The sequence below is a fragment of the Gluconobacter sp. GP1 genome (assembly GCF_032913585.1).
Taxonomy (GTDB): Bacteria; Pseudomonadota; Alphaproteobacteria; order Acetobacterales; family Acetobacteraceae; genus Gluconobacter; species Gluconobacter cerinus.
Genome location: NZ_JASGXC010000010.1, coordinates 1 through 10,242 on the forward strand (window position 1 = coordinate 1; position 10,242 = coordinate 10,242).

Below are 10,242 nucleotides of genomic sequence, written 5' to 3' on the forward strand. Positions count from 1 at the left end.
TACCGGTTCATCCGGAAATGGAAAACAACGCATGCCGCCGCCAGTGATGGCGCGCGATTGAGAGAGGGGCTGCTGGATAAAACCAATACGGCCTCAACGGTCTGGGCTGACACGGCCTATCGCTCAAAAGCGAATGAGGACTTCATGGAGGAGCAGGGCTTTGTCTCGAAGGTTCACAGGAAAAAGCCGCATCTCAAGCCTATGCCCAGGCATATCCAGAAATCCAACGCCGGAAAGTCCGTTATCCGGTCGCGTGTCGAGCATGTCTTTGCTGATCAGAAATCACAGACCGGGCTGTTCGTCCGAACCGTCGGCATAACGCGGGCCACCATGAGGATCGGGTTGGCCAATATCGTCTATAATATGCGCCGCTTCCTCTTCCTGGAGCGGATCAGCGCGAATGCATAGCAATCCAGCGGGGGGCAGCACTCAATCTGCTCAAAATGCAGATCGAAAACGAACCCAAAAGTAGTCAATCAAATCGCCAAAAACCTGAAATCACCAGCCAAGCGTATCAATCAAGGGTTCTTCGATCCCTCCAGGTCCGCTTACGCCTAAATCTCGGTCGTAAGGTGGGTCGCTTAGGGTTTTGATAAGCCGACGTCGTATGCCAGAAATGCGCGCCAGCCCGGCTCATAGCTTTTCAGGCAAGCGGTGTTCCGAGTTACGTTCACTATAGCGGTCCACTAGATAGTCGGCCCGGTCGCGCAGCAGCCATGTGAATTTCATCAGTTCCTCCATGACATCTACCATCCGGTCATAAAGGGGGGACGGCTTCATGCGGTCATCGTCACCGAACTGCGTATAGGCCATTGGCACGCTGGACTGGTTGGGGATGGTGAACATCCGCATCCACCGGCCCAGCACCCGCAGGCCATTGACGGAATTGAAGCTCTGCGATCCACCCGAAACCTGCATGACCGCCAGCGTACGGCCCTGCGTCGGGCGGATCGAGCCTTCGGACAACGGCAGCCAGTCGATCTGGTTCTTGAACACGGCAGTGATGTTGCCGTGCCGTTCGGGGCTGCACCAGACCTGGCCTTCCGACCAGATCGAGAGTTTCCGCAGTTCCTGCACTTTCGGATGGGTCGCGGGCACGGAATCCGCTACCGGCAGGTCGGTCGGGTCGAACACCCGTGTCTCGGCGCCGAGGACTTTCAGAATGCGCTCTGCCTCCAGCACCAGCAGGCGGCTGAACGAGCGGGGACGCAAAGAGCCATAGAGCAGAAGGATACGCGGCGGATGGTCCACACGCGGTTGCGGTTCCAGCCGCGCGAGATCGACCGGTTCAAGATACTCCGGATGCAAGGCTGGCAGCTCAGGTTCGGTCATATATATCGGTCCTGTCGTGTATTACGGGTGACTGATCCGGGGCAGCCATAGGGCCAGCGCCGCGAGTGTTGCCAGCAGGACGGGCGGGGTGATCACCAGTCCGACCTTCATATACTGCCTCCATGTGACCCGATGATTCTTGGATGCCAGCACATGCAGCCACAGCAACGTGGCGAGACTGCCGATCGGTGTAAATTTCGGCCCGAGATCGCAGCCGATGACGTTGGCATAGATCATCAGGTCGCGTGTCAGCGGCGTGATGTCGTGAGCCTGCTGGATCGCCAGCGCCCCGACCAGCACACTCGGCATATTGTTCATGATAGACGACAGAACAGCCGCCAGAAAGCCGGTGCCTATCGTGGCAGCGAACGTCCCCTGATGGCCAAGCCAGACCAGTGCGGTTGCAAGGTAGTCGGTCAGCCCGGCATTGCGCAGGCCGTACACCACCAGATACATACCCAGCGAGAAGATCACGATCTGCCATGGGGCACCCCGCAGCACCTTGCGAACAGGGATGACCCGGCCATATCCGGCGACGAGCAAGAGGATTCCGGCGGCCAGGCAGGCTACGACACAGACCGGGATATGAAACGGCGCGGTCAGGAAATAGGCCGCCAGAACCAGGGCCAGCAGCGGAAATGCCGCCCGGAATACATGGTGGTCACGAATGGCCGTGGCGGGTGCTGGCAGTTCGGTGACGGGATAGGTCGCAGGCACCTGCCGCCAATACCACAGCCACAGGACGGCAAGCGTTGCACCAAGTGCTACCAGATCGACGGGGACCATGATGGCGGCATAGCGATCGAACGCAATGCCGAAGAAATTGGCGCTGACGATGTTCACCAGATTGGAAATCACCAGCGGCAGGCTTGTGGTGTCTGCGACGAAGCCAGTCGCAATGATGAAGGCCAGGGCTGCAGTATGGCTCAGGCGGAGTTGAGTGAGGATGGCAATGACAATGGGCGTGAGCAACAGGGCCGCGCCGTCATTGGCGAAAACCGCTGCAATGGCCGCTCCCAGCACCACGATCAGCGGGAATAGCGTCCGGCCTCGTCCTTTGCCCCAGCGCACGACGTGCAGGGCGGCCCAATGGAAGAACCCGGCCTCATCCAGCAATAGCGAGATGACGATCAGCGCGATAAAGGTGAAGGTCGCGTCCCAGACGATGTGCCAGACGACAGGAATGTCGTGCCAATGGATCACTCCAGACGGCAGGGCCACGGCGGCACCTGCCATTGCGCTCCAGCCGATGCCCAGCCCCCGAGGCTGCCAGATGACAAAAACCAGTGTAGCAATGAAAATGGCAAGAGCCAGCATCAGACGATCCGTTTTCCGGCTTCATCGACGATCTTCGCGCCGTCTTCCTTGGCGAACGCGTCACGCTGGGGGTTGGGCAGGATGTCCAGAACCGTCTCGGACGGACGGCAGAGCGCAACACCGAGGGGGGTGACGACGATCGGCCGGTTCATCAGGATCGGATGTGCGATCATGGCGTCGAGCAGCGCATCGTTCGTCAGGGTCGGATTATCGAGGCCAAGTTCGTGAAAGGGCGTGCCCTTTTCCCGCAGGACCGAGCGCACCGGAACGCCCATACGGGCGATCAGATCGACCAGTTCCGCATGGCTGGGAGGCTTTTTCAGATATTCGATGATCCGGGGTTCTTCGCCGCTGTTGCGGATCAGTGCCAGCACGTTGCGCGACGTGCCGCAGGCCGGGTTGTGGTAGATCGTGATGGTCATGAGCGGGCTTCCGGGGAGGGACAGCAGGAGGACAGGGTCGCGACTAGGGGCGCGCAGAGTTCGGGACTGCCCGCGCAGCAGTCCCTGACGAGGAAGATCATCAGGTCCCGCAGGCGCGGAAGACAGGCGCGATAGACGATCAGCCGGCTATAGCGCTCCGAGGTCAGCAGCCCGGAACGGGCCAGGGTGGCGAGATGGGCCGAGATGGTGTTCTGCGGGACATTGAGATGCCGCGCGACATCTCCGGCGGGTAATCCGTCCGGCTCGTAGCGCACCAGCAGGCGAAAGATCTCCAGTCTTGTGGATTGCGACAGGGCGCTCAGGGCTGCGAGGGTAGATTCTATATCCATATATCCGGTATTGTGGATGTATTGTCGTAAGTCAAGCTATCCTGTGTGAGGAAACGGAGATCATGACTGTCGGCTTCCTCAACTTTTCTGCTCAGACCAGACATTCCGCTTACCCCCCCTCATGCCCCTCCGAACGTAACGGTCGGGCGGGATGGCAGCACGTGCGCAAAGTAGCGCGATAGCTGCGGCTCCAGTCCGTCAGAGGGAAAGATCCCGGCGATGTAACCGTCCGGACGCACGAGCACCCACTGACCGGGTTCGATCCCGTACGCTTCGGCGATATCGCCATCTTCGTCGACGAGTTCATGCCCCGCGCCAACGGTGACGATACGGACGCCCGCGATGGCCGAGGGCCGGTCGTGCGGCTGGTAGCCGAGCAGGGTCCAGTGAAACCCTTGAAAAACCGTGAACAGCCGTGTCCGCTGCCCGGCCTGTCCGCGACAGGGCGCATCAGGGGCGCGATCGCCCGCCTGCACTTTGCCTCCCGCCGAACCGTGCACGTTCAACGATGAGCCGCGATAGCCGAGGTCGAGCTGACGCGCTTCGCGATCGCGTCGCATGGTGCCCTGCTTTACTTCCCCGAGCAGCCGCGTCGAAAGACGCAGCATGTTCGACGCGATCGGCCGACGCTCCGCCTCGTAGCTGTCGAGCAGCGCTTCCGGCGCACCCGCGAGCACGGAGGCCAGCTTCCAGCCGAGATTATAGGCGTCCTGAACGCTGGTATTGAGACCCTGGCCTCCGGTTGGCGGGTGAACATGCGCGGCATCCCCCGCAATGAAGACGCGTCCCACTCTATAGCGATCGGCCAGACGGGCACTCATCGCATAGACCGAGGACCAGGACACCGAGCGGACGATAATGTCCCCTCTGCCGGTTCGGTCTCCGATGAACGCGGTCAATCCGGCCGGAGACAGGTCGATCTCTCCGTCCAGTGCCACAGGCGCCTGAATCTGAAACAGGTCTGTGCCTGCCAGTGGGCAGATCATCACCTGCGTCGCCGGTGAAGCGAGCTGGAAACGATGCCAGGCGGACCGATCAAGACCTTCCAGCCGCACATCGGCAACGATCGCACGCACACCCAGTGCTTCTCCCGGAAAATCGATCGCCAATGCATGACGCACAAAACTGCAGCCACCATCGGTTCCGATAAGGAACCGGGCACGGACAACCTGCTCGCCGCCTTTCTGTTCGATCCTCGCCGTAACGCCATGAGCGTCTTGTTCAAATCCCGTCAGCCGTGTCCCAAAATGTAGATGATGGCCCAGCTCGGAGAGCCGCTCCCGCATGACGGCTTCGGTTGCGAACTGTGGCAGCATCAGTGGCGCAGCATAGGGCTCGGCTGCGGTCGGAAAGACGTCCGCTTCCGTCAGAAGCGACATCTTATGGGTTCCATCAGGACGATACTGACATAGCGGCGGATAGGGTCCGCCTGCCGCAGCCATACGATCGACGACGCCGAGATCCTCGAAGATCTCCATCGTCCGGGGCTGGATGCCTTTGCCGCGCGACCCGCTGAACGGCTGCGCATTCTGCTCGATCAGTTGGAACGAAACCCCGCGTCGGGCGAGGTCGATGGCAAGTATCAGGCCTGCGGCCCCCGCACCCGAGATCAGGACGTCTGTATCGAAAGACACTGGCAGCTCCGCGAATCAATGTGTAATATTCACATATATAGCCCCGCCGTCGAAGGCAACGAAAAACGTGAATAATGCACACGACTCTGAAATCCTACGCGGACTCCATGCCGCGATCATCGATCTGGTCGATGAAATCAACCGGCCGCGTCGGGATGATCGCCTGATCGAAGAAGCGGGCATTCCGCTGGATCGGGCCCTGTTTCCGCTTCTGGCACGCGTATGGCGCTACGGTCCCATCGGTGTGGTCGACCTCGCGGACCGGACGGGCCGCGATCATACGACGATCAGCCGACAAATGACCAAGCTGGAAGAACTTGACCTCATTGAGCGTCGTCCTTCGGCAGCGGACAGACGTGTTCGAGAAGCGACGGTGACTGAAAAAGGCCGGGACATGGTTCGCATCCTCAACGCGGCGCGCGAGAGGCTGTCCAACCGCATTCTCGTCGACTGGACCAACGAAGACCTCGATCAGTTAAGGTCGCTTCTGCGACGCTTCGCTGATGACCTGATGCGGTGATGTTCGGAAACAGGCGTGACGGGCCGATCCAGATCTGAAGCCGTCACGCTGTCTGCTCTTGCGCCGTCTCGTACAGAGCCCACCGCTGCTAGCAACATCTGTTGTGTCGGGAGAGCCGCAGCGCTAGAAAGAGTGCGTCGGAAAAGGCAGGCTTGGTCTGGTAAGCCCAAGTCCTTCCAGTAATGGAAGCTCTGGTCTTTGGCTTCGTACCTGAGACCCCCGCGACGAACGAAAGGTGCTGCAAGCGCCCGGCCGTTCGTCCCCGCGGGGCTCAGTTTCGAGAAACGCTCCGGTCGGACGATGACCCCGGAGTAGAATAATGTCTGATTCCCTCTTTGCGACCTGCGATGTCCTGATTATCGGTGCAGGGCCCGTTGGCCTCTTTCTGGCCTGCGAACTGGCGCTGGCTGGGTGCTCGGTGCAGATCCTCGAACAGGCGGGCGATGCCAGCACCCCCTTGAAGCGCGCTCCTTTCGGATTACGCGGCCTCTCCGTCGCGACGATGGAAATCTTTGACCGGCGCGGCCTGCTAATGCCTCTCAAAGCCCGTATCCCGGAAAAGGAAATCGCATCCGCTGCGTCGTGGATGAGGCAGACACGCCAGCCTGCCGGACATTTCGCGGGCATCGACTTTTTTATGGACCAGATTGATCAAACGCAGTGGGCTTATCGCCTGCCGCCCATGATCAGCCCCATGGCCGCCGATCTGGAAAGCATTGAAGCGGTTCTGAAGGATCGCGCCCTGGCACTGGGGGTTGTGGTCAGTTACGGGGTATGTGTCTCAGAAGTCCACGCTACGGATAACGATGTCAGTGTCCGGGCGGACGAGAAGGTCTTTCGAGGAGACTGGCTTGTCGCCTGCGATGGCGGACGGAGCAGCGTCCGGAAAGCTGCAGGCTTCGGCTTCACCGGGACGGACCCCGAGTTCACGGGGTACTTCGCCAGGGTGGATATTGCCGATCCGCGCATCCTCCCCACAGGTCATCATGACACGCCGACTGGAACCTACCTCTTTGACCCCCCTGACATGATCAGGATGGTTGAATTTGATGGAGGAGCCTGTCATAGGCACCGAGCGATCACACGCGATCACATACAAGCGGTCCTGCGGCGCATCTCCGGAAGCGAAGTGGAGGTCAGGGCGCTCGGCCTTGCGACGACCTGGACCGATCGGGCTTTTCTCGCCTCGGATTACCGAAAGGGGCGGGTGCTTCTAGCCGGTGACGCAGCCCATATTCACTCGCCTCTGGGTGGGCAGGGCCTTAACCTCGGTTTCGGTGATGCGATGAATCTGGGGTGGAAGCTTGCGTCAATAATCCGCGGGGACGCCGCCCCGGCACTGCTGGATAGCTACCAGAATGAAAGACGTCCGGTCGCCGCGCAGGTTCTTGACTGGTCCCGCGCGCAGGTCGCGCTGATGCGGCCAAATCAGGGTTCCCGCGCACTGCGAGCCATTGTGCATGACCTGATCGCGACGCAGGATGGGGCAACCTACATGGCCGAACGGGTGTGGGGGATTGGCATGCGCTACAATCCGGGTGACGATCATCCTCTGATGGGGCGGAGTGCACCCAATTTCAGACTAAACGACGAGACACGTTTGAACGAACATCTTCGACGAGGGAAAGCGCTGTTGCTCGATTTCGGCGGAAGTTCTTGCTTACATGAACTCGCTGTTCGCTATCAACACCGGCTTTCCTATATCGCCGTCGATGTAAATGATCGCCTAGGCTTATGCGCCCTGCTCATTCGTCCTGACGGTTTCGTAGTATGGGCCCGCGATCACCCTTCGGATTGCTCCGAAGCTGAACAGGCCTTGTCGCAATGGTTTTTGTCACCGCTTCATGCAAAGGCGGATTTAACGACACGATGTCCGTTCTGATTGGCCTGAACTTCAAAACCGGACCGTCCGTCTTCCTCCCTTAGCGGACTTTCATTGCCTCATCTGCCCATAGGGCAATCTCACTTGCGGAGGGATTTTCAAGGTTCTCCGCTGCCTCAGCAGCGCTCGCTGCAAGACGATGCACCGTTACTGTCCAAGGGGCGTCTTCCGCTTCGTTCGGGAGGGCGGCGTTGATATACGCGCAGGCATCCACGAACTGCCTCAGTCCCTTGACGAACAGGGCTTCACAATCGGCCATGCTGCAGTCTTGCCGGTGATCAGTCATGCTGTGCTTTCCATGGATTGAGGAGTGGCACCCCCGAATACCGGAAATCATTCGTATTCCGTGTCACAACCGTCATGCCATGTACCAGGCCGGTCGCGGCGATGAGGGTGTCGCGCTCCGGGCCCGGATCCGGAACATGCAGGTGAGCGCAGCGGCGGGCGACCGCCAGATCGATGGGAAGTACCCGCTTCGAAAACTCGGGTAGCACGTAGTTCTCCAGCCAGTTCCGCAGAACGCTTCCCTGGGCGGGATCCCTGCGCTCGATCCGCATGACACCGACATCCAGCTCCATGACGGTGACGGCAGACAGGAAAAGGGTCTCGGCCTCCACCTGCTCTGCCCATCTGGCGACATTAGGGTCGGCCCTGCCCGCCCGCACCTTTCGCAGTTCGGAAACAACGTTCGTGTCCAGCAGGAACATCAGCCAAAGTCCGCGGGACGCAGGCCGAGGGTCATGGGCGTCGGATCGAAGTCGATATCTTCGGCACCAGGCAGGGCGAGTGCATCCGCGATCTTTCGCGGTCTGTGGGTCAGCCGGCGATAGTCGTCGATGCTCAGCAGAACATGCGCCGCCTTGCCGCGGTCGGTGATGAAGACAGGCCCCTCAACGGCAGCCTTTTTCGCCCGGGACGTGTCCTGGTTGAACTCACGACTGGAAAATGTGGTGACAGTCATCTCGGGAGCCTCCTGTTTCTTATGTAGCGACATTACTACAATGACGCAGGCAGCGCCACAGAAATCGGGCTCTTCCGGTCTGCACTCACAAACGGGCCAGCTAGTGTCCTTCACAGGGCAGGTGCCCGATCTGAAGCTGACATTCTGAACGGAGAAAGCCGATGAACACGATGGAGCATGGTGGTGCAATGGCAGTCGAGCGCGTCAAACGCCTCGTGGCGGAGGCGCGCAGCCGCACAGCCTCTTCGGAAAGCCCGCGGCCGAGGGACAGTTCCGTTGACGCGACTGAGGGAAACGCGAGCGTGGCCCCGAAGCGGGAGGGTGATCCGGGGTCGTCCCATCAGCATTGACGGGATATATCCCGAGTGCCTCGACATTCCCTCTTTCCACGGCGGCCATGCTCGGCCGTCCCTGTTATGGTGATTGCCTTGACGACACTCATTCCTCTTTGCGTCCCGTTTGAGCGCCGTAAGGAAGCAGCCCGGGGCGGTGCCACGTTCAACGGGGAGCAGAAGTGCTGGATGGCGCACCGGGACAAGCTCGACGCTCTATTGCCTTTCGTGCCTTACCGGTATCGGCCGGACCGCAAGGCCCCCTACATCCGCCCGTGGATGGTGCCGCAGGCTCTGTGGGGCTTTAATCTTCGCGCCTTCCTGGCGCCCGAAGACTGGAACCGGATCCGGAAGGATGCCTATGCGCGATCCGGATCCCGTTGCCGGGTGTGCGGAGGACGGGGTCCCCAATGGCCGGTCGAAGCTGACGAAGGATGGGCGTATGACGACGAGCGGCGGATCCAGACCCTCAAAGGGGTGATTTCTCTCTGTCCGGACTGCCATGGCGTGCGTCACTGGGGAAAGACCATGACCGAGGGCCGGCAGGATGCCGCTTTGGCCTGGATGGCAGAGGTGAATGGCTGGAACCACCCCGAAGCGGCGCGATGCGGAGACCAGGCCATGAAGCAGTGGCATACGCGCAGCCGCCATACCGACTGGCAGTGCGATATCTCCTGGGCAATCAGAACCTACAGTGTTGTGCCGATCAGGGACGGCGAAACGCTGGCCCGCGAGCTGAACCGGAAATTCGTGCGGCAGGCGCAGACGCGCGTTGGCATCAGGGCCGGGCACGTTACGCACATTGAACATCTGATCGGTGAGCGATAGGAAACAGATCACTCCCCTCCCCGCTCCGGCTGGAGGCCAGCGTCGCGGTCCAGACGGACGCCTGATCTGACCCGTTACAGGCGCAGAGGCGGGACCCCGGCCCGATACAGACCTTCGAACAGATCCCCGAGCGCCAGGCGCCGTCGCAAGGTCAGGCGTCGTTGAGCCAGATGATACATCCGGTCGTGCAGCAGATGGCAGCGCTGACAAAACGCGCGCAGATTGCGCAGCCGGTTGCTGGTGGGATCATGATTCAAATGGGCCGCTGCCAGAACCACCTTCGTCTGTCGTATTTGCAGATGCTCGATCAGGTCCGGAGGCGAGATGCGCCTGCCCCGGCCATTGAACCAGTGCCCCGTCTCCGGATGCTTCCACCGACCACCCGGCAGCACCTGAAGGTGATGTCCATGCGGCCGGCCGCAGCGCTGACAGACACCCCCTGCCCGCTCGAACCGCACCTGTCGGCTCAGCTCGGGCCAGTTGGGAGGATAAAGCGCTTTCAGTTCCGGTCGGATCGGCATTCAGTCTTCGTTAACACATTTCCGGTCTGTATTGGACAGGGTTTGTTCTCCTCTCTGCCCTGCCCCGGCTTCATGCTATCAGAAGCCAGGTTCTGGTTTCGCGGAGGCGTTCATGCTCAGCCATCTTCACATCGCAGGCTCGG

Annotated in this window: 14 protein-coding genes; 5 read left to right on the top strand and 9 right to left on the bottom strand. The window is 60.6% G+C overall.

Going from position 1 to position 10,242, the window contains the following annotated elements; all coding sequences use genetic code 11:
* Positions 1-408: transposase (locus tag R5H23_RS15125; protein WP_317215945.1), on the top strand; the 408-nt coding region annotated here is incomplete at its 5' end.
* A 225-nt stretch (positions 409-633) separates the two neighbouring features.
* Here the strand turns inward: R5H23_RS15125 and arsH are convergent.
* From arsH to R5H23_RS15150, 5 genes are all read right to left on the bottom strand, one after another.
* A complete protein-coding gene (gene arsH, locus R5H23_RS15130) occupies positions 634-1,332 on the bottom strand; it encodes an arsenical resistance protein ArsH (RefSeq protein WP_010505757.1) in 699 nt (232 codons plus the stop codon).
* Between the two features lie 21 nt (positions 1,333-1,353).
* A complete protein-coding gene (locus R5H23_RS15135; protein ID WP_064275557.1) occupies positions 1,354-2,649 on the bottom strand; it encodes an arsenic transporter in 1,296 nt (431 codons plus the stop codon).
* Complete coding sequence (gene arsC / locus R5H23_RS15140) at positions 2,649-3,071, bottom strand: arsenate reductase (glutaredoxin) (RefSeq protein ID WP_064275558.1); 423 nt, start codon at positions 3,069-3,071, stop codon at positions 2,649-2,651. Before arsC ends, R5H23_RS15135 begins: the two co-directional genes overlap by 1 nt.
* Positions 3,068-3,421: a helix-turn-helix transcriptional regulator gene (locus tag R5H23_RS15145; protein ID WP_064275559.1), complete on the bottom strand. Its 354-nt coding sequence runs from the start codon at positions 3,419-3,421 to the stop codon at positions 3,068-3,070. The genes arsC and R5H23_RS15145 overlap by 4 nt, the downstream gene beginning before the upstream one ends.
* 119 nt (positions 3,422-3,540) lie before the next feature.
* A complete protein-coding gene (locus tag R5H23_RS15150; RefSeq protein ID WP_064275560.1) occupies positions 3,541-5,055 on the bottom strand; it encodes an FAD-dependent oxidoreductase in 1,515 nt (504 codons plus the stop codon).
* 67 nt (positions 5,056-5,122) lie between these two features.
* On the opposite strand from R5H23_RS15150, the gene R5H23_RS15155 reads away from it, so the two are divergent.
* Together R5H23_RS15155 and R5H23_RS15160 are read left to right on the top strand one after the other, a co-directional pair.
* Positions 5,123-5,575 carry a MarR family winged helix-turn-helix transcriptional regulator gene (locus tag R5H23_RS15155; protein ID WP_232309379.1) on the top strand — a complete coding sequence of 151 codons (453 nt, stop codon included), beginning with the start codon at positions 5,123-5,125 and terminating at the stop codon, positions 5,573-5,575.
* 319 nt (positions 5,576-5,894) lie between these two features.
* Entirely contained in the window at positions 5,895-7,457 is a 1,563-nt protein-coding gene (locus tag R5H23_RS15160; protein ID WP_064275561.1) for an FAD-dependent monooxygenase, read from the top strand.
* Positions 7,458-7,497: 40 nt separating this feature from the next.
* Here the strand turns inward: R5H23_RS15160 and R5H23_RS15165 are convergent, their stop codons facing one another.
* Genes R5H23_RS15165 through R5H23_RS15175 form a run of 3 tightly spaced genes read right to left on the bottom strand, consistent with a single transcriptional unit; the run spans position 7,498 to position 8,418 of the window.
* Positions 7,498-7,743: a hypothetical protein gene (locus R5H23_RS15165; RefSeq protein ID WP_064275562.1), complete on the bottom strand. Its 246-nt coding sequence runs from the start codon at positions 7,741-7,743 to the stop codon at positions 7,498-7,500.
* The gene (locus R5H23_RS15170; protein ID WP_064275563.1) at positions 7,736-8,164 is read right to left on the bottom strand and encodes a type II toxin-antitoxin system VapC family toxin; all 429 of its coding nucleotides are present in this window, start codon (positions 8,162-8,164) and stop codon (positions 7,736-7,738) included. Before R5H23_RS15170 ends, R5H23_RS15165 begins: the two co-directional genes overlap by 8 nt.
* Positions 8,164-8,418, bottom strand: a complete 255-nt coding sequence (locus R5H23_RS15175; protein ID WP_064275564.1) for a type II toxin-antitoxin system Phd/YefM family antitoxin — start codon at positions 8,416-8,418, stop codon at positions 8,164-8,166. The genes R5H23_RS15170 and R5H23_RS15175 overlap by 1 nt, the downstream gene beginning before the upstream one ends.
* Before the next feature lie 161 nt (positions 8,419-8,579).
* On the opposite strand from R5H23_RS15175, the gene R5H23_RS15180 reads away from it, so the two are divergent.
* Complete coding sequence (locus R5H23_RS15180) at positions 8,580-8,768, top strand: hypothetical protein (protein ID WP_064275565.1); 189 nt, start codon at positions 8,580-8,582, stop codon at positions 8,766-8,768.
* Positions 8,769-8,837: 69 nt separating this feature from the next.
* Positions 8,838-9,578 carry a hypothetical protein gene (locus tag R5H23_RS15185; RefSeq protein ID WP_232309400.1) on the top strand — a complete coding sequence of 247 codons (741 nt, stop codon included), beginning with the start codon at positions 8,838-8,840 and terminating at the stop codon, positions 9,576-9,578.
* A gap of 74 nt (positions 9,579-9,652) precedes the next feature.
* Here the strand turns inward: R5H23_RS15185 and R5H23_RS15190 are convergent, their stop codons facing one another.
* On the bottom strand, positions 9,653-10,099 hold the full coding sequence (locus R5H23_RS15190; protein ID WP_062499862.1) for a hypothetical protein: 447 nt from the start codon (positions 10,097-10,099) through the stop codon (positions 9,653-9,655).
* Positions 10,100-10,242: the final 143 nt, after the last annotated feature.

Bases quoted from the DNA above. Each gene is read 5' to 3' on its own strand.
- arsH (WP_010505757.1), bottom strand. From the start codon at position 1,332: ATGACCGAACCTGAGCTGCCAGCCTTGCATCCGGAGTATCTTGAACCG.
- R5H23_RS15135 (WP_064275557.1), bottom strand. From the start codon at position 2,649: ATGCTGGCTCTTGCCATTTTCATTGCTACACTGGTTTTTGTCATCTGG.
- arsC (WP_064275558.1), bottom strand. From the start codon at position 3,071: ATGACCATCACGATCTACCACAACCCGGCCTGCGGCACGTCGCGCAAC.
- R5H23_RS15145 (WP_064275559.1), bottom strand. From the start codon at position 3,421: ATGGATATAGAATCTACCCTCGCAGCCCTGAGCGCCCTGTCGCAATCC.
- R5H23_RS15160 (WP_064275561.1), top strand. From the start codon at position 5,895: ATGTCTGATTCCCTCTTTGCGACCTGCGATGTCCTGATTATCGGTGCA.
- R5H23_RS15165 (WP_064275562.1), bottom strand. From the start codon at position 7,743: ATGACTGATCACCGGCAAGACTGCAGCATGGCCGATTGTGAAGCCCTG.
- R5H23_RS15170 (WP_064275563.1), bottom strand. From the start codon at position 8,164: ATGTTCCTGCTGGACACGAACGTTGTTTCCGAACTGCGAAAGGTGCGG.
- R5H23_RS15175 (WP_064275564.1), bottom strand. From the start codon at position 8,418: ATGACTGTCACCACATTTTCCAGTCGTGAGTTCAACCAGGACACGTCC.
- R5H23_RS15180 (WP_064275565.1), top strand. From the start codon at position 8,580: ATGAACACGATGGAGCATGGTGGTGCAATGGCAGTCGAGCGCGTCAAA.
- R5H23_RS15190 (WP_062499862.1), bottom strand. From the start codon at position 10,099: ATGCCGATCCGACCGGAACTGAAAGCGCTTTATCCTCCCAACTGGCCC.